The organism is Ilumatobacter sp. (assembly GCF_030065885.1).
Taxonomy (GTDB): domain Bacteria; phylum Actinomycetota; class Acidimicrobiia; order Acidimicrobiales; family Ilumatobacteraceae; genus Ilumatobacter.
Genome location: NZ_JASJCS010000009.1, coordinates 1 through 19650 on the forward strand (window position 1 = coordinate 1; position 19650 = coordinate 19650).

General features: G+C 70.0%; 11 protein-coding genes. 8 read left to right on the forward strand and 3 right to left on the reverse strand.

Annotated features, from left to right (window positions below):
- Positions 1–683, reverse strand: a 683-nt coding sequence (locus QNJ12_RS03710; protein WP_367281746.1) for a peroxidase family protein, incomplete at its 3' end; no start/stop codon positions are given.
- Positions 684–774: 91 nt separating this feature from the next.
- Positions 775–1218 (reverse strand): Fur family transcriptional regulator, encoded by a 444-nt coding sequence (locus tag QNJ12_RS03715; RefSeq protein WP_300618966.1) that lies wholly within the window; start codon positions 1216–1218, stop codon positions 775–777.
- A gap of 106 nt (positions 1219–1324) precedes the next feature.
- On the opposite strand from QNJ12_RS03715, the gene QNJ12_RS03720 reads away from it, so the two are divergent.
- The 6 genes from QNJ12_RS03720 to QNJ12_RS03745 all read left to right on the forward strand — a co-directional run bounded on the left by QNJ12_RS03720 (position 1325) and on the right by QNJ12_RS03745 (position 7836).
- Positions 1325–2992, forward strand: coding sequence for a glycerol-3-phosphate dehydrogenase/oxidase (locus QNJ12_RS03720; RefSeq protein ID WP_300618968.1), 1668 nt, complete (start codon positions 1325–1327; stop codon positions 2990–2992).
- Positions 2989–4467, forward strand: a complete 1479-nt coding sequence (locus QNJ12_RS03725; RefSeq protein WP_300618971.1) for an FAD-binding oxidoreductase — start codon at positions 2989–2991, stop codon at positions 4465–4467. The genes QNJ12_RS03720 and QNJ12_RS03725 overlap by 4 nt, the downstream gene beginning before the upstream one ends.
- Positions 4464–4919 carry a hypothetical protein gene (locus QNJ12_RS03730; RefSeq protein ID WP_300618973.1) on the forward strand — a complete coding sequence of 152 codons (456 nt, stop codon included), beginning with the start codon at positions 4464–4466 and terminating at the stop codon, positions 4917–4919. The genes QNJ12_RS03725 and QNJ12_RS03730 overlap by 4 nt, the downstream gene beginning before the upstream one ends.
- On the forward strand, positions 4916–6364 hold the full coding sequence (locus tag QNJ12_RS03735; RefSeq protein ID WP_300618975.1) for an FGGY family carbohydrate kinase: 1449 nt from the start codon (positions 4916–4918) through the stop codon (positions 6362–6364). Before QNJ12_RS03730 ends, QNJ12_RS03735 begins: the two co-directional genes overlap by 4 nt.
- A gap of 81 nt (positions 6365–6445) precedes the next feature.
- On the forward strand, positions 6446–7024 hold the full coding sequence (locus tag QNJ12_RS03740) for a ferritin-like domain-containing protein (RefSeq protein WP_300618977.1): 579 nt from the start codon (positions 6446–6448) through the stop codon (positions 7022–7024).
- Positions 7025–7026: 2 nt separating this feature from the next.
- On the forward strand, positions 7027–7836 hold the full coding sequence (locus QNJ12_RS03745; RefSeq protein ID WP_300618980.1) for a ferritin-like domain-containing protein: 810 nt from the start codon (positions 7027–7029) through the stop codon (positions 7834–7836).
- Between the two features lie 109 nt (positions 7837–7945).
- On the opposite strand, the gene QNJ12_RS03750 is transcribed toward QNJ12_RS03745, so the two are convergent.
- Positions 7946–8464 (reverse strand): hypothetical protein, encoded by a 519-nt coding sequence (locus QNJ12_RS03750; RefSeq protein ID WP_300618983.1) that lies wholly within the window; start codon positions 8462–8464, stop codon positions 7946–7948.
- 104 nt (positions 8465–8568) lie between these two features.
- On the opposite strand from QNJ12_RS03750, the gene QNJ12_RS03755 reads away from it, so the two are divergent.
- Both QNJ12_RS03755 and QNJ12_RS03760 read left to right on the forward strand, forming a co-directional pair.
- Complete coding sequence (locus QNJ12_RS03755) at positions 8569–9657, forward strand: DUF2855 family protein (RefSeq protein ID WP_300618985.1); 1089 nt, start codon at positions 8569–8571, stop codon at positions 9655–9657.
- Between the two features lie 591 nt (positions 9658–10248).
- Positions 10249–19635: an SdrD B-like domain-containing protein gene (locus tag QNJ12_RS03760; protein ID WP_300618988.1), complete on the forward strand. Its 9387-nt coding sequence runs from the start codon at positions 10249–10251 to the stop codon at positions 19633–19635.
- Positions 19636–19650: the final 15 nt, after the last annotated feature.

Consider the following 19650-nt stretch of genomic DNA (forward strand, 5'->3'; position numbering starts at 1 on the left):
TTGCCGTTGGGACCCTCGGGGTTGACGTAGATGAGGCCCATCTGCACTGCGCCGAGCGGCTTCGCGAGCTCGCGGTCGCCGCTGTAGCGCTCGTCGCCGAGCCACTCGGTCTCGGGGCCCCAGTAGATGTCGTCCTCGGGGGCGTAGATGTCCTCGCGGCCGCCGGCGAAGCCGAACGTCTCGAAGCCCATCGACTCGAGCGCGACGTTGCCCGCCAGGATCATCAGGTCGGCCCACGAGATCTTGCGGCCGTACTTCTGCTTGATCGGGAGCAGCAGCATCCGGGCCTTGTCGAGGTTGCCGTTGTCCGGCCAGCTGTTGAGCGGAGCGAAGCGGTGGTTGCCGGTGCCGGCGCCGCCGCGGCCGTCCTCGATGCGGTAGGTGCCGGCGGCGTGCCACGCCATGCGGATCATCAGGCCGCCGTAGTGCCCGTAGTCGGCCGGCCACCACTCCTGCGAGTCGGTCATCATCGCGGTCAGGTCGGCCTTGACCGCCGCGAGATCGAGCGACTGGAACTCGGTGGCGTAGTCGAAGTCGTCGTCCATCGGATCGGACGCCGGATGGTTCTGGTGCAAGATGCCGAGGTTCAGCTGCTCGGGCCACCAGTGCTGGTTCGCAGCCGTCGTCGTCGGCGGGACGGAACCGTGCATCACCGGGCACGTGCCTTCGTTCTGATCGGTCATTGCTGCTCCTTGCGATGAAGTGTTGGCGGATTCGGATTCGGGTTGGGTTGTTGGCGGGGCGAGATGATGCGAGTGCCCGACCGGCCGGCGCTCATGACGTGCCCTCGGTCGGCGACGTTGCTGCGGCGCCGCAGCTGGTGCAGGTGCCGTGGAAGACGATCGACGTCGAATCGGGTCGGAACCCATCGAGGCCATCGACGGTCAAGTGCTGCGCGCCGTCGACGTACACGTCGGTGATGGCACCGCAGCCGTCGCACACCGCGTGATGGTGCTCGGCGACGTTCGGGTCGAAGTGGGACGGGCCGTGGCCGAACGAGACCTGCCGGAGCTCGCCCATCGACGCGAGATCGGTGAGCGTCTGGTACACGGTTCGCAGCGAGATGCCGGGCATCAGCGAGCTCGCCTGGACGTGGAGCGACTCGGCGGTGGGGTGCCGGTCGTTCTCGTGGAGCAGGCGGAAGAGCAGCTGACGCTGAGGGGTGACCTTCAGACCCTGTGACCGGAAGACGTCGACCAGCTCGGCGGGCGCTCGCATCGAGGGCGAACTTACGCGCATCGATTGCTGATCTACAACTCGTGCAGATTGGAATCTGCCGCGCGTCCGCCCCGACCCGACACGTGGCGCGTCGTAGGCTGCGGCGATGCCACTCGGATCGCCGCCGCTCCCCTTCCGGCGAGACGCGATGCTCGAGCGGCTCGCTGCCGACCACTTCGACGTGCTCGTCATCGGTGGCGGCATCACCGGCGCCGGCGTGGCGCTCGACGCGGCCAGTCGCGGGTTGCGGACGGCGCTCGTCGAGCGCGACGACTTCGCCTCGGGGACCTCGTCGAAGAGCTCGAAGCTGATCCACGGTGGCCTGCGCTACCTCCAGCAGGGTGACGTCCGTCTCGTCTACCAGGCGCTGCGCGAGCGGCAACGCCTGATCGACAACGCGCCACACCTCGTCTCGGTGCTGCCGTTCATGATCCCGGTGCTCACGCGGGACGGGCCGGTCTCGAAGAAGATCGCCAAGGCGTTGCGCACGGCGCTGTGGATGTACGACCTGACCGGCGGGTTGCGGATCGGCAAGCGCCACCAGCGCCTCGCAGCGGACGGCACGCTCGGCCACTGCCCGACGCTGCCGGCCGACAAGGTGTCGTCGGGGTTCGTGTACTACGACGCGTCGGCCGACGACGCCCGCCTCACGCTGACGATCGCCCGCACGGCCGCGCGCCACGGCGCAGCCGTCGCCAACCGGTGCGAGGCGGTCGAGCTGACCAAGCGCGCCGACGGCACCGTCGACGGCGCCCTCGTCGACACCGGTGACGAGCGCATCCACGTCCGCAGCAGCGTCGTCGTGTCGGCCGCCGGGGTCTGGGCCGACGAGATCCGCCGGCTCGACGAGGGCGCCGACCCTGACTCGATCCGACCGGCGAAGGGCGTCCACATCACGATCCCGTGGCACCTCGTCGGCAACGACATCGCGGTCATCATCTCGGTGCCACGCGACAAGCGCAGCCTGTTCCTGGTGCCGTGGGGGCAGCTGCCGAACGGCACGTACGAGCACTGCTACGTCGGCACGACCGACACCGACTACAGCGGCTCGCTCGACGAGCCGCAGACCAACGACGACGACCTCGACTACGTGCTCGGCGCGCTCAACCACAGCCTCGACACCACGATCTCCCGGACCGACGTCACCGGCATGTGGGCCGGACTGCGCCCGCTCGTCAAGCAGGCGTCGTCGGGCCGCACCGCCGACCTGTCGCGGCGCCACACCGTGACCACCAGCGACTCCGGGGTCATCACCGTGACCGGCGGCAAGCTCACCACGTACCGCGAGATGGCGGAGGACACGGTCGATGCGGTGCTCGCGCGGCTCGACCGTCGCGAGCGATGCCGCACGAAGCGGCTGCAGCTGATCGGCGCCGACGGGTATGTCACGCTCCCCGACGACCACCCCGACCACCGGCTGGCGCACCGCTACGGGACCGAGCTGGCCGAGATCAAGGCGCTGGTTGCGATGGACAACACGCTGGTGCGGCCGCTCGTCACGGGTCTGCCCTACACGCGTGCCGAGGCGATCCACGCCGTCCGGCACGAGATGGCGACCACGCTCATCGACGTGCTGACGCGACGAACCCGCGCCCACCTCCGCCACCGCGAGGCCACCCTCGCCGCCGCAGCCGGCGTCGCCGAGTTGATCGCGCCCGAGCTCGGGTGGAGCGAGCAGGACATCGAGCGCGAGGTCTCCGCCTACCGCGACCTCTGCTACCACGAGCTGGTCGCCAGCAGGCGCAGCGCGGCCACCGCACAGGTGACGGCGTGACGCAGCCGACGCCACCGATCGAGCTGACCGGAACCGGCGAGCACCTCACCGCGCCCGCCGCTCCCCTGCCGGACGACCTCGCCGCACGACTCGGCGGCATCTGCGACACCGTCGTCGACGTCGCCGAGCTCGCCGAGGCGAGCCGCGACTGGTGGCCGCTGGCATTGCACTGGTCGATCGCGGGCGAGACGCCCAAGCGGGCCGCTGTGCTCGTCCGGCCCACCGCGACCGAGGAGGTGTCGGGCGTGCTGGCGGCCTGCAACGAGGCCCGCGTTCCGGTGACGGCAGCGGGCGGACGGAGCGGCGTGTGCGGCGCATCGGTGCCGGTGTTCGGCGGGGTGCTGCTCGACCTCACCGGACTCGACTCGATCGGCTCGGTCGACGAGGCCTCGGGCATCGTCGAGGTCGCGGCCGGCGTGTTCGGGCCCGACCTCGAACGGGTGATCAACACCCACCACGGGCTGACCGTCGGCCACTTCCCGCAAAGCTTCGACCTCGCGACCGTCGGCGGGTGGGTCGCGTGCCGGGGCGCCGGGCAGTACTCGACCCGCTACGGCAAGATCGAGGACATGGTCGTCGGGCTCGAGCTCGTGCTGGCCGACGGCCGCGTCGTGCGGACCGGCGGCGCCCCGGCTGCTGCGGTGGGACCGGACCTCACGCAACTCTTCGTCGGCTCCGAGGGCACCCTGGGCGTGATCACCCGGGTGTGGCTGCGGGCCCATCCGGTCCCCCCGGCACAGCGCCGAGCTGCGTACCGGTTCGACACGCTGTCGGCGGGGTTCGAGGCCTGCCGCCGGATCTTGCGTCGCGGCGCGACCCCGGCGGTGCTCCGGTTGTACGACGGCGTCGAGTCGGCCCGCGGTCACGGCGGCGACGGCACCGACTGTGCGTTGCTCGTGCTCGACGAGGGCGACGAGGCCATCGTCGACGCGGCGATGTCGGTGGTCGACGAGGTCTGCCTCGACCTCGGCACGGCGGCCGACGAGTCGCTGGTGGCCGACTGGATCGAGCACCGCAACGACACGTCCGCCTTGCAGGACCTGACCCGGCGGGGCTTCGTGGTCGACACGATGGAGATCGCTGCGCCGTGGAGCGCGCTCGACGCCGTCTACGAGGCCGCCACGACGGCACTCATGGCCGTGCCGCACGCGGTCGTGGCGAGCTGCCACCTCTCGCACAGCTATGTCGACGGCGCCTGCCTCTACTTCACGTTCGCGGCGACGCCGCCGGCCGACGAGATCGAATCGACCTACGTCGCGCTCTGGGACGCAGGCCAGCGAGCGATCCTCGGCGCCGGCGGCAACCTGTCGCACCACCACGGCGTCGGCCTCAATCGAGCGCGCTTCGTCGAGAACGCCCTCGGACCGGCGTTCGACGTGCTCGTCGGGCTGAAGCAGACGCTCGACCCCGCGGGCATCCTCAACCCGGGGAAGTTGGGACTGCCCGGGCCGTTCGGGGCACCATCGTGGCCGTGAACACCGAGCGGTGGGACGTCGACGCGCTCAAGGCCGGCGGCATGGTCGCGCTCGTCTTCGCGGTGCCGTTGTCGATCGCCGCGCGATGGGCTGCGGAGAGCCGCGACGACAACACGCTCGCGCTGTGGCTCTCGGTCGGTGCGGTCTTCGGGTTCCTCCTCGGCGCCGGGTGCGCGGCGTGGGTGCAGCGGCGCGACCTGCCGCTGAGCCACGGCATGGCGACCGCGATCGGTGCCTACGTGCTCGCGCAGCTGATCTTCATCACCGTCAGGTTGGCGAGCGGCAACGACGTCCGCTGGTTCGCCGCGCTCTTCAACCTCTCGGTCGTCGTCGGCGTGGGGTTGCTCGGCGGGATGCTCGGCGGCCGCCTGCGGGCGAAGGGGTTCCGGCCGTCCACCGCGCTCCCCGACCTGCCGGACCTCCCCGATCGCGGAAAGGACACCGCCCCGTGATTCTCGTCATCGATGTCGGCACGACCGGGCTCCGGTCCGCGATCGTGCGCCCCGACGCGACGGTCGCCGCGATCGAGCACCTCCCGTTCGCGCCCGACTCGCCGTTCCCCGGCATGGTGGAGTTCGACGCCACCCGCATGGCCCAACTGGTGCTCGAAGCGGCGCAGACCGTGCTCCGGCGCACCGGCAACCCGCCGGTCAACGGCGTCGGCGTCACGAACCAGCGTGCCACGACGATCGTGTGGGAACGCACGACGGGCCGCCCGATCGGCCCGGCCATCGGCTGGCAGGACCTGCGAACCGTCGGCGAGTGCCTGACGGCGAAGGCCGAACACGGCCTCGACCTCGCGCCCAACCAGTCGGCGACCAAGATCGGCTGGCTGCTCGCGAACTGCGGCGACCACGACCCCGCCGACCTGTGCTTCGGCACGGTCGACTCGTGGGTGGCGTGGACGCTGTCCGACGGGGCCCTGCATGTCACCGACCACACCAACGCCGCGATCACCGGCCTGTACTCGATCGAGCGGCGCGGCTGGCACATCGAGAACTGCCAGACGCTCGGCATCGACCCGGCGATGCTGCCGACGATCGTCGACACGATCGGCGTCGCCGGCGAGGCCACCGCGCTCCCCGACGGCCCACCGATCGGTGCCCTGGCCGGCGACCAGCAGGCGTCGCTCGTCGGCCAGGGCTGCGTGACCCCCGGCCACGCGAAGTTCACGTTCGGCACGGGTGGCATGCTCGACATGACCACGGGGCCCGACGTGCCGGCGAGCGCAGCTCGGTCCGAGAACGGCACGTTCCCGATCGTCGCTTGGACGCAGGACGGGTCGGTGACGTGGGGCGTCGAGGCGATCATGCTCTCGGCCGGGAGCAACGTCGAGTGGCTGCGCGACGACCTCCAGCTGATCGCGTCCTCGAAGGAGAGCCACGACGTCGCTGCCGCCTGCGAGACCGCCGATGGCGTGGTCTACGTTCCGGCGCTGCTCGGGCTGGGCACGCCGCACTGGGACTACGGGGCCCGCGGCACGCTGCTCGGCATCACGCGGGGCACCGAGCGGGCGCACGTGGTGCGGGCGGTGCTCGAGGGGATCGCCCACCGCAGCGCCGACATGGTCGAGGCGGCCGAGGCCGACACCGGGCTGACGATCCCGTCCTTGCGCGTGGACGGCGGGATGAGCGGGAACCCGACGTTCGTCCAGGCCATCGCCGACGCCACCCGCAAGCCGGTCGAGGTCTCGCCGACCGTCGACGCCACCACGGTCGGCGCCGGCCTCATGGCGGGCACTGCGGTCGGCGAGTGGCCCGACGTCGAGACGGCTGCGGCAACGTTCACGCCGGCGTCGGTGGTCGAGCCCGCCGGCGAGCTCGACCGCGACGCATGGCGGGCCGCGGTCGAGCGATCCGCCGGATGGATTCCAGAGCTGTCCGCACTTGACTTCTAGAATGGCGTGGCCCCGGCCCAGAACACCATCATGTGGGCCGCGCACGCACCCGACACCTGATCGCTCGAAAGGACACCACACGTGACTGACGCCGCCCTTGCGGATGACGCAGCACCCGAACGGTCCAGCCGCCGCGCGCTGCTCGGCGCCGGCGTCATCGGCGCCGCGATGGCACTGGCCCGCTCGGGCACCGCTGCCGCGAGCACGTCCGGGTTGTCCGACGACGACCTCGCGCAGGTCGGCTTCGCGATCTCGCTCGAGCTGACCGCACGCGACCTGTACGACGCGGCGATCGCCGGCGGCGCCGACGATCCGCTGTGGGGCGTCATGCGCGAGCAGCACGAGGCGTACGCCCAGCGCCTCGCCGGCATCTCGGGGATCTCGGCGGACACCCGCAACGATGCGGTGTACGACGCGCTCGAAGGTGCCTTCACCGCCGGCGACCCGGCCGGAGCGGCGTTCGATCTCGAGAACACGGCGGCGGCCACGCACGTCGAGCTGCTCGGGGCGGTCAGCGACCCCGAGCCGGCTGCGGCGATCGCATCCATCGCCGCCATCGAGTCCCGCCACGCCACGGTGCTGGCCGGCCTCAGTGGCCAGGGCGGCGACTTCGACGCACTGTTCCTCAACACCGCGACCGCACTGTCGCCGGAGGCCTGACCGTGAATCGCTTCAACCCCTCGCTCGATCGCCGCCAGCTGCTCCGCAGCGGCGGCCTCGCCCTGTCGATGGGCGCGGTCGTGGCCGCTTGTGGCGCCGACCGGGGCGGCAGTGACGCCCCGGGTCGCCTCGGCCTCGCCGAGCCGGCCGCGACGTTGCCGCCCGCCGAGGTCAACGACACCGTGCTGCTGCGCACAGCGCAGTCGCTCGAGTACACGGCCCTGGCCGTCTACGACGCGGCAGCGGGCACCGGCGTGCTCACCAACGCCGAGACGGCGCTCGCCGGGCGCTTCGTCGACGATCACACCGGTCACGCGGCGCGGCTCGGCACGCTCATCACCGAGCTCGGGGGCGAGGAATTCACCTGCGCCAACCCATTCATCATGGAGCGTGCCGTCGGCCCGATCGTCGGTGCGCTCGACGGTTCCGACGACGTGCATCGCGACGTGCTCAACATCGCCCATGCGTTCGAATCGCTGGCGGGCGCGTCGTACCAGGCGCTGGTGGCGTCGCTCTCGGGTCTCGATCTCCGCCGCGAAGCGATGCGCATCGGCGGCGACGAGCACCGCCATGCGGCTGCGCTGGCGGCAGCGATCAACGCCGACGAGCTCGTCAGCCCCGAGATCTACGGCGAGCCGGTCGGGCCCGACAGCGACGGCTTCCCGGTGCCGTACGCGATCCCGTCGACGTTCGGTCGACTCACCGGCATCGAGTTGGTGGTCGGCGCACGTGACGACGAGGGCACACGGTTCAGCACGCAGCTGCAGACGCCGGCCGAGAACAGCTTCGTCTACGAGTACCAGTCCTGCTGACCGTTCACGTTTCACGTTGTGTCAGACACAACGTGAAACGGATGCGCCAGGCACGGGTCGGACCCCTGCGATTTCACGATGTGTCTGACACAACGTGAAACAACGTGAGCTAGGCGACGCGGACGGCTTCGACGAGGTTGTAGAGGAACGAAGCGCCGAGGATCGCGCCGACCAGCAGCATGATGCGGCTTGCGAGCGCCGTGCCCTTGCGCCACAGGAACACCGCTGCGACGCACGCGACGCTGACCACGATCAGAAAGCCCATGTCGCCGTCGAGGCCGACGTCCCAGAGCTTCGTCGCGCTGACGTCGCCCGGGAAGAGCGGATTGTCCTGCGCGGTGAGCGTGTTCCAGCCGAGCCAGCCGGCCCAGAATGCGCCGATGCCGACCGGCGCGAGCAGTGCCATGTGGACCTTGAGGTTGAGCATCGCGATGACGACGGCCGTGGTCACCACGAGGGCGATGCCGGTCTGATAGCCGTTGTTGCCCAGGTTGTCGAACACGGCGGCGACGACGTCGGCCACGCTCGATGCGAAGCCCTGTCCGGCTTCGGCGGGCGACTCGGTGCCCCCGTCACCGACGGGCGTTGCGGCGGGCTCGGTCGTCGGCGGCAACGTCGGATCGGTCACGGACGCGATGGACGCGGCAACGGCGGCTGAGGCGTGCGTCAGCATCGGTTCCAGCTTGTCATGGGGCATCGGCCAGTTGGCGGATGCCGGGCTACCGTGCGGGCATGACCGACTGGCACTTCCTCGTCGACCGCAACGACTACCGGCACACCCGCACGGTCGACGCCGAACCGGCAGCGCTCGCCGACGGCCAGGCACGCGTGCGGGTCGACGCGTTCGGCTTCACGGCCAACAACATCACGTACGCGGCGGCCGGCGACATGATCGGCTACTGGACGTTCTTCCCGGCGCCCGATCTCGGCGATGCGGTCCAGTGGGGCCGCGTGCCGGTCTGGGGCTTCGCCGACGTGGTCGAGTCGCGCAGCGACGGCGTGAACGAGGGCGAGCGGCTGTTCGGCTACTTCCCGATGTCGACCGAGCTGGTGATCGAACCGACCGGCGTCACCGAGGCGGCGTTGAGCGACGGCGCCCCGCACCGCGCCGCGCTGCCGCCGGTGTACAACCGCTACGTCCGCTGCGGGGCCGACCCCGGCTACGACGCCGACCTCGAGGCCGAACAGATGCTGTACCGGCCGCTGTTCTTCACCTCCTTCCTGATCGACGACTTCCTCGACGACAACGGCTTCTTCGGTGCGTCGACCGTGGTGTTGACGAGTGCGTCGAGCAAGACCTCGTTCGGCACCGCCCACCTGCTGCACCAGCGCGAGGAGTTGACCGTCGTCGGGCTCACCTCGGCGGGCAACGTCGGGTTCGTCGAGCGCCTCGGCTGCTACGACCGGGTCGTCACGTACGACGACGTCGCCTCGCTGCCCGACGGCCCGGCTGCGCTGGTCGACATGAGCGGCAACGCCTCGGTCGTGCGCTCGGTGCACGAGCGCTACGGCGACGACTTGAAGGTGTCGGCCGTAGTCGGCATCACGCACTGGGAGGATCGGCTCGGCAGCGCCGAACCGCTCCCGGGCCCGGCGCAGACGATGTTCTTCGCCCCGAGCCAGATCGAGAAGCGCCACCAGGACTGGGGCCCCGGCGTCGTCGAGGAACGGCTCGCCGAGGCGTGGGGACCGTTCATCGAGAAGGTGTCGGGTTGGGTGACGATCGAGCACGGCTCGGGTCCCGACGCCGTCGCCGACGTCTTCGCCGAGATGCTGGAGGGCGAGACGTCGCCCGACGTCGCCCACGTCCTGCACCCGTGAGCCCTGCGACGACGCGCCGCCACGACGACAAAGGCCGCAGACCCTAGGTCGTACGTTCGAGCCAATCGGCGGATCCGTGGGTGGTGATCTGGCGACGGGGGCTCGCACGGTGGATCACCGCCCGCATCGCATCCCGGCTCGAGCGGCGCGCCACCGAGTGGCAATGAACGATCGCCGCGCGCTCGGGCATCGGACGAATCGCAGCGCACCCGTCGCCGTCGTTCCGGCGCCGTCTGGGTTGCCCTGCAGACCGGTGGAGCGGAGGAGACGGCCGCTGCCGGAGTGTGCCACGCGAACGCCTGAGCAGCCATTCAATGTTCTCAAGGAGCTGTCAACGTCGACCACGCTGCGGCGACGAGACCGTCACTGAACGTCGGATTTCCCCTGAATCCGACGCGGAGAGGGGTCGTACGCATTGCGGGCTCGTCGTGTGTCGGACTACCGTTCGGGTGCTTTGGGTTCGGCTCCGGCGGGCAAGCGGGTGGGCCGAATCGACACGTCTACGTCGTGGGTACTGCGGGAAACGGGGTTGCAATGACAGGTCACCTTGGTCAGCGTCGGCTCAGGTCGCACGTCCTCCTCCTGTGCGCCGTGGCGCTCACCGCTGGATTCGCCGTCGCGCCGACGACGGCGACCGCGACGGGCACCAGGGCTGCGATCGACGTCGAGAAGTACGCATCGGTCGACGGTCCTGACGGCCCGTGGTACAACGCCTCGCGACCGGAGGTCGCGGTCGGGGGCGACGTGTGGATGCGGATCCTGGTCAAGAACACCGGTCGCACGTCGCTCTTCGGCACGATCGTGACCGACGACGTCCACCAGGACCTCGTCGACGCGCAGTGCGGCCCACTGCCGAATCCCCTGCCGCCGGCCGCCAACCCATCCTCGATCAACAGCACCGAGGGCGACCCCGCCGACAACGACGTCGCCGATGACATCTACGTCTGCGTCTTCGGCCCGATCACGGCCGTCGACGGTGGGCCGCATCTCAACCGGGCATCAGCGCAGGGCTTCTCGTCGGTCGGTGACCCGCACGACTCGGATCCCGCCGGCTATGTCGGGGTCCCCGAACCGGCGCGGCCCGGCATCGACCTCGAGAAGGAGGTGTCGGTCGACGGAGGCACCACGTGGTTCGACGCCGACGAGCCGACCGGACCCACGGCCACGTCGGGAGCGAACGACGTCTTCTTCCGGTTCACGGTGACGAACACGGGCGACGTCGCGCTCAGCGACATCGAGCTGACCGACACCGACTTCGAGATCCCGGTCGACGAGGTGCCGGCGACGCTCGACCCGGGCGCATCGTTCCAGATCGTCCTCGGGCCGTTCGAGGCGCAGCTCGGCCAGCACGTCAACGAAGGCTGGGTCGTGGCCCACGCGCCTGGGGACGGGCCGGGCGGCGACGACGCGTGCGTCGACGACGACAGCAGCAGCGACGACGGCAAGGACGAGCAGGACGACGGCAGCGGCGACGACACCAGCAGCGACGACGGCAAGGACGAGAAGGACGACGGCAGCTCCGGCGACAACAGCAGCGACGACGGCAAGGACGACGACAGCAGCGGCAGCGACGACGAAGGAGACGACGACAGCAGCGGCAGCGACGACGACAGCAGCGGCAGTGGCGACGACGATTCGTCGGACGGCGACGACTGTGACGACCCGAAGCCGGTCAAGGTCGAGGACCACGACCCCGCGCACTACATCGGCGAGCGCGAGCCCGCCATGCTGGGCGACTTCGTGTGGCTCGACGACGGCAACGGCGACCTCGCCAACGCCGGCAACGGCATCCAGGATCCGGGCGAGCTCCCGGTCGAGGGTGTGCGGGTCGAACTCCTGCTCGGCGGCCAGGTCGTCGACGTCACCGTCACGGACGCGCAGGGCTCCTACAAGTTCAACGACCTGACCCCCGGCGTGGACTACGCGGTGCGGTTCGAGCAACCCGCCGGCACCATCTTCACCCACGCCGACCAGGGTGACGACGATGCGGTCGACTCCGACGCGTCGGTCTTCGATGGCGAGACGCCGAGTGTCGTCCTGGCTCCCGGCGAGTTCGACGACACCCTCGATGCGGGTCTGTTCAAGTGCCCGGTCCGGGCGACCGACAACCAGATCCTCGTCGACATGACGGGCACGCGGCTGCTCGACACGGGACCCGTGATGACGCCCTTCTTCGACGTCGACGTCCCGGCGGGCGCCTACCGCGTGACGCTCGCATCGGCCGACTTCGGCCCCAACCACACGGCCCAGAACCAGCAGTTCGAGCAGTTCTTCATCCGTCTGTACTCGGCGACCAGTGACGCGAGCTACGAGTCCGCGGCCATCTCCGACCTCGCCGACTCCGACGCGCTTCCCAACTGGCTGCTCGAGCTGGTCAACGACGACGACGACCTGCTGGTCGTCGAGGAAGACGCCAACCGGGTCAAGGCGTGGCACATCGCCGACCTCATCGGTGACCAGCCGACCGCGAACTCGATCGATCCCATCTGCGTGCTGCTCGAGCCGGTCGCGCAGGCCCAGCTCGGCGACTACGTCTGGCTCGACGCCGACGGCGACGGCATCCAGGACGCCGGCGAGACCGGCGTCAACGGCGTCACCGTCGAGCTGCTCGACGCCGACATGGACGTCATCGGCTCGACCGTCACGGCGGACGACCCTGCCACGGGCGATCCGGGGTGGTATCTGTTCGACGACCTCCAGGCCGGCACGTACTTCGTGCGATTCGTTGCGCCCGACGGGTTCGGGTTCACGGTAGAGGATGCGGGTGGCGACGACGGTGTCGACTCCGACGCTCAGCCGAGCGGGCCCGACGTGGGCAAGACCGCTGCGATCGATCTCGCCGAGGGCGAGTCGGATCTCACCTGGGACGCCGGATTGGTCAACCCCGGCGTCGAGATCGTGAAGTGCGTGCGCAGCGACGACCCGATCGCGATCCTGCAGCTCTCGGGCGCGGACTGCTCGCCGGAGTACGGCGCCGACGCCAACGATCCGAATGGCACCGACCTGCCCGTCATCGCGCCAGGGGCGACGGTCACGTGGACGTACCTCGTCGAGAACACGGGCAGTCAGCTGTTCCCTGGCGGTGCGGTCGTCGTGACCGACGACGTGATCGGAACCATCGCCGGCCCGGGCGCGGGCGACGACGGCGATGGCCTGTTCGAACCGGGTGAAGTGTGGATCTACCAGGCGACCGGCGCGGCGCTCGACCTCGGCGACCCAGCGAACGCCGACGCGACCGTGCTCGGCTGCGCGAACGTCCCCGCCATCGGCGATCCGGAACGGGCGACGTACAAGAACGTCGGCACCGTCACGGTGCCCGGCGGCACCGACGAGGATCCGGCGCACTACTGCAACCCGGCCCCGTCGATCGATATCGAGAAGGTAACCAACGGCAACGACGCCGACGATCCGAACGGCGGCGACGTCCCCGTGATCACGCCCGGCGATCCGGTGACCTGGACCTACCTGGTCACCAATACCGGCACCGTGTCGATCCCGCTTGCCGACGTCACGGTCACGGACGACGCGCCCGGTGTCACTCCCGAGCTCGACCCCGGCTCCGACGACGGCAGCGACGGCATCCTGTCGCCCCAAGAGGTCTGGGTCTACAACGCGATCGGTGAAGCCGTCGATCTCGTCACGCCCCCACCTGGCACCACCGTCGTACACGGCTGCGCCGACAACCCGTTCATCGGTGATCCGGAACGTGCGACGTACGAGAACGTCGGCACGGTCACCGTGCCCGGCGACAGCGACGCCGATCCGTCGCACTACTGCAATCCTGCGCCCTCGATCGACATCGAGAAGGCGACCAACGGCAACGACGCCGACGACCCCAACGGCGCGGACGTCCCCGTGATCGCGCCCGGTGAGGCGGTGACCTGGACGTACCTGGTCACCAACACCGGCACCGTGTCGATCCCGCTCGCCGACGTCACCGTGACCGACGACGTACCGGGTGTCGTGCCGGAGCTGGACGCCGGCTCCGACGTCGGCGCTGACGGCGTGTTGTCGCCCGGCGAGACGTGGACCTACATCGCGACCGGTGATGCGATCGACGTGGCCGATCCACCCGCTGGCACGCCGGTGGTGGCAGGTTGCGCGAACAGCCCTGCGACGGGTTCCCCGGAACGTGAGGCGTACGAGAACGTGGGCACGGTCGCCGTGCCCGGCGGCAGCGACTCCGACCCGTCGCACTACTGCAACCCGCTGGCCGAGCTCGGCGACCGGGTCTGGGAGGACCTCGACGCCGACGGCATCCAGGATCCCGACGAGGCCGGCATCGCGGACATCGAGGTGCAGTTGCTCGACGCCGACATGAACGTGATCGATGCAACGACCACCGACGCCGACGGCCTCTACCTGTTCACCGACCTGGCGGCCGGCACCTACTTCGTGCGGTTCGTGAACCCCGACGTCACCGTCTGGACGTTCTCGCCCCGAGACGCCGGCGCCGACGACACCGTCGACTCCGACGCCAACCCGACCGACCCCGATGCCGGCAAGACCGCTGCGATCGAACTCGCGACTGGTGACTCGCAGCTGCAATGGGACGCCGGCCTGTATCGTCCGGCGAGCCTGGGCGACCGCGTGTGGGCGGACCGCGACGCCGACGGCATCCAGGACCCGGACGAACCGGGCGTCGCCGACGTCGAGGTCAGGCTGCTCGACGCCGACATGAACGAGATCGCCACCACGACGACCGACGCCGACGGCCTGTACGAGTTCACCGGACTGACGCCGGGCACCTACTTCGTGCAGTTCGTCGCGCCCGACGGCACCAGCTTCACGACGCCCGATCAGGGCGGCGACGACACGGTCGACTCCGACGCCAACCCCACCGACGGCAAGACCGCCTCGATCACGCTCGTGTCGGGGCAGAACGACCCCACCTGGGATGCCGGCCTCCTGACCCCCGACATCGACATCGAGAAGGCGACCAACGGCAACGACGCCGACGACCCCAACGGCGGCGACGTGCCCGTGCTCGCGCCCGGTGACCCGGTGACGTGGACGTATCGCGTCACCAACACCGGTGTCGTGTCGATCCCTGGTGCCGACGTCACGGTGACCGACTCGGTCGCCGGCGTCAGTCCGGTGCTGGACCCAGGCTCCGACGACGGGAGCGACGGCGTGTTGTCGCCGGGTGAGATCTGGGTCTACGAAGCGACCGGCCTCGCCGAAGACTTGGCCGCTCCCCCGCCGGGCACACCGGTGGTGAACGGCTGCGCCGACCGCCCCACGCCGGGCGCGTCCGAACGAGCGACGTACGAGAACGTCGGCACCGTCACCGTGCCCGGCGATCACGATGACGACCCCAGCCACTACTGCAACCCGCCGCGCCCCGACATCGACATCGAGAAGGCGACCAACGGCAGCGACGCCGACGGCGCCAGCGACGCGGACGTCCCGGTGCTCGCACCGGGCGAGCAGGCGGTCTGGACGTACCAGGTCACCAACACGGGTGAGCAGCCGTTCCTGTTCGACGACGTGACGGTGACCGACAGCGCTGCCGGCGTCACGCCGGTGTTCGACCCCGCGTCCGACATCGGCAGCGACGGCGTGCTGTCGCCCGGCGAGGTCTGGACGTACACCGCCGCCGGCGTCGCGGTCGATCTGGCGGATCCGCCCGCCGGCACGCCGGTCGTGGCGGGTTGCGCGAACATCCCGGCTCCGGGTGCGCCGGAGCGGACGGCCTACGAGAACATCGGCACCGTGACGGTGCCCGGCGGCACCGATGCCGACCCCAGCCACTACTGCAACCCGCTGGGCGAGATCGGCGACCGGGTCTGGGAGGACCTCGACGCCGACGGCATCCAGGATCCTGACGAGCCCGGCATCGCCGACATCGAGGTCAAGCTGCTCGACGAGAACATGGTCGAGATCGCCACCACGACCACCGACGCCGACGGCAACTACCTGTTCACCGGTCTCGAGCCGGGCACCTATTTCGTGCAGTTCGTCAACCCCGACGCCGCGGTCTGGACCTTCTCGCCCCAGGACGTGGGCGGCGACGACACGGTCGACTCCGACGCCAACCCCTCGGGACCCGACACCGGCAAGACGACCCCAATCGCTCTCGCCGCGGGTGAGTCGCAGCCGCAGTGGGATGCCGGTCTGTACCGCCTGGCGAGCCTCGGTGACCGCGTCTGGCTCGACGAGGGCAGTGGCGTCTCCGCGAACGACGCCAACGGCATCCAGGACGCTGGCGAGCAAGGCGTCGAAGGCGTGGAGGTGAAGCTGCTCGACGCCAACATGGTCGAGATCGCGACCACGACGACGGACGCCGACGGGTTCTACCAGTTCACCGACCTGGTGCCGGGCACCTACTTCGTGCAGTTCGTCAAGCCCGACGGCACCAGCTTCACCAGCGCCGACCAGGGCACCGACGACGCGGTCGACTCCGACGCGGACCCAACCGACGGCAAGACCGCCGCGATCACGCTGGTCTCCGGTCAGAACGACCCCACGTGGGACGCCGGCCTGCTGACCCCCGACATCGACATCGAGAAGGCGACCAACGGAGCGGACGCCGACGGCAGCAACGACGCCGACGTGCCGGTGCTCGCCCCGGGCGACCCGGTGACGTGGACGTACCTCGTCACCAACACCGGTGCGGTGTCGATCCCGCTCGCGGATGTGACGGTCACCGACAGCACACCGGGCGTGACCCCCGTGCTCGACGCCGGCTCGGACGTCGGCGCCGACGGCGTCTTGTCGCCCGGCGAGGTCTGGACGTACACGGCCGTAGGCGTGGCCGCCGACCTGACCGACCCGCCGGCGGGCACTGCCGTCGTCGCGGGTTGCGCGAACAGCCCGGCCGCCGGCTCGCCCGAGCGCGACACCTACGAGAACGTCGGCACCGTCACCGTGCCCGGCGGCTCCGACGCCGATCTCTCGCACTACTGCAACCCGCTCGGCGAGATCGGCGATCGCGTCTGGGAGGACCTCGACGCCGACGGCATCCAGGACCCCGACGAACCCGGCATCGAAGGCATCGAAGTGCAGTTGCTCGACGCCGACATGAACGTGATCGACGCGACGACCACCGACGCCGACGGGCTGTACCTGTTCCCCGATCTGGCGGCCGGCACCTACTTCGTGCGGTTCGTCAATCCCGACACTGCGGTGTGGACGTTCTCACCCCAGAACGCCGGCGGTGACGACACCGTCGACTCCGACGCCAACCCGACCGGACCCGACACAGGCAAGACCGCCCCGATTGCGCTCACTGCCGGCGACTCGCAGCTGCAGTGGGACGCCGGCCTGTACCGACCCGGCAGCATCGGCGACCGGGTCTGGGACGACCTCGACGGCGACGGCATTCAGGACCCGAACGAACCCGGCTTCGGCGGCGTCGAGGTGAAGCTGCTCGACGAGAACATGGTCGAGATCGCCAGCACGACCACCGACGCCGACGGCCTCTATGAGTTCGCCGGCCTTGCGCCGGGGACCTACTTCGTGCAGTTCGTCGCCCCCGACGGATCGAGCTTCTCGCCGCCTGATCAGGGCGGCGACGACACCGTCGACTCCGACGCGAACCCGATCGACGGCAAGACCGCCCCGATCGTCCTCGCCGCCGGCGACTCGCAGACGCAGTGGGACGCCGGCATCTTCCAGCGGGCCAGCATCGGGGACCGCGTGTGGGAGGACCTCGACGGAGACGGCGTGCAGGACCAGGGCGAGCCCAGTGTGCCCGGCGTCGAGGTCAAGCTGCTCGACGAGAACATGGTCGAGATCGCCTCGACGACCACCGACGGCAACGGCAACTACCTGTTCACCGATCTGCCCGCCGGTACCTACTTCGTGCAGTTCGTCAACCCCGACGCGGGGATCTGGACGTTCACGGCGCCCAACGCAGGCGCCGACGACACCGTCGACTCCGACGCCGACCCGATCGACGGCAAGACCGCCCCGATCGTGCTCGGGATGGGTGACGTGCAGACGCAGTGGGACGCGGGGCTGGTCCGCCCCGCCAGCATCGGCGACAGGGTCTGGAACGACCTGGACGAGGACGGCATCCAGGACCCCGACGAGCCCGGTGTGCCCGGCGTCGAGGTCAAGCTGCTCGACGAGAACATGGTCGAGATCGCAAGCACGACCACCGACGCCGACGGTCTCTACGAGTTCACCGGGCTGACGCCGGGTACCTACTTCGTGCAGTTCGTGGCACCTGACGGCACGAGCTTCACCTCGCCCGATCAGGGCGGCGACGACACCGTCGACTCCGACGCCAACCCCGCCGACGGCAAGACCGCGGCGATCACCCTCGTCTCTGGCCAGAGCGACACCACCCGTGACGCAGGCATCCTCGTGCCGGACATCATCGAGATCGACCTGCAGATCGAGAAGATCGCCGAGCCGGAGGCGGTCATCGCCGGTACCGACTTCACCTACACGCTGCGGGTGAGCAACCTCGGCCCGGACGCCGCGACCGGCGTGGTCGTGCTCGACGCCTTGCCGGCGCGGACGCTGTCGGCCGACGATGCGCTGTTCGCGCCGGCAGCAGGCTTCGAACAGTTCCCGTTCTTCGACGAGAACGGCGAGGCCGTCGGCGACGAGTTCTGGCAGATCAACGTGCCGCCGGCCGTCGACCCCGGACCGTTCACGTCCGACGAACGCGTCGCCACCAACGGCGTGCAGTACAACGGTGCGAGCGCCAGCGATCTGAACGGACCGCGTCCCGACATCACGTGTACGCGGACGGCGAGCGCCCACGCGGTGAGGTGCGAGGTCGGCGACCTCGGGCCGGGCGAGGAAGTCGACATCGAGCTCCACGTCACCATGGACCCGTCGGCGTTCTTCCGTGTCTGGAACCGCGCCTGGGTGTACGGCGATCAGACCCTGAGCGGCAACGAGCCGAACCAGGTGAAGGCCGACGTCGGCGAGCTGTGCCAGACCACGTCGAACACCGACAGCCCGCCGTTCAATCCAATGGCGCTCGGCGGCCCGACGCTGATGGGCGACGGCTGCAACTACATCAAGAAGAACGCCTCGGTGACGAACGAGATCGACCTGGCGATCGTCAAGTCGTCGTCGGCGCCCGAGATCGATGTCGGCGGTGCGTTCTCGTTCACGTTCGACGTCGTCAACAACGGCCCGTCGACGGCGCCGACGGTCGTCGTGAGCGATGAGCTGCCTGCCAACCTCGCGTTCGTCGGCGTCACCACGCCGGTCGGGACCTGCTCGCACGACGGCTCGGCCACCGGGGGCACACTGACGTGCGACCTCGGCTCGCTGCTGCCGGACGCGCCCGTCACGATCACGGTGGACGTGCAGATGGAGACGGCACCGGCCGGGTCGTTGTGCGCGACCAACACCGCCGACGTGTTCGACGACACAGGTGTCGTCATGGTCGGCGACGATGAGATCACCTGGCCCGACACCGACGCGACGAACAACTCCGACAGTGCCGAGGTCTGCGTGCCACCGCCCGTGGTGGAGGCGGACCTGGCGATCGTCAAGACGGCGAGTGTCGTACAAGCCGGTGCCGGGACCGGCTTCGACTTCGTCCTCGAGATCACCAACAACGGCCCGGACCCGGCCGAGAACGTGGTGATCGGTGACATCGTGCCGAGTCAGGTCACGGTCGCCGGCGTCTCGTCCGCCGACTTCGACTGCGGCAACGCCGGCAATGTCGTGACCTGCACGCGGGCGTCGATGGCGGCCGGTGCGACCGGCACGGTCACGATCGCCGTCACCGTGCCGGAGGACGCGCTCGACGGGACGATCGAGAACGTCGCAACCGTCGAGTCGGACACCGACGACCCCGACCTCACCAACAACAGCGAGGACGAATCGGTGGTTCTCGTCGCGCAGGTGCCGCCGCCGACCGTGGCCCCGCCTCCACCCGTGACCCTGCCTCAGACGGGTTCGAGCGGCACCGCTGACCTGATCCGGTCGGCGTTCCTGCTCGCGCTCGTCGGTGCGGGCCTCGTCGTCGTGGTGCGCCGCCGCGGCGGGCAGGTGCCCGGGTAGCCGGCCGAACGACCT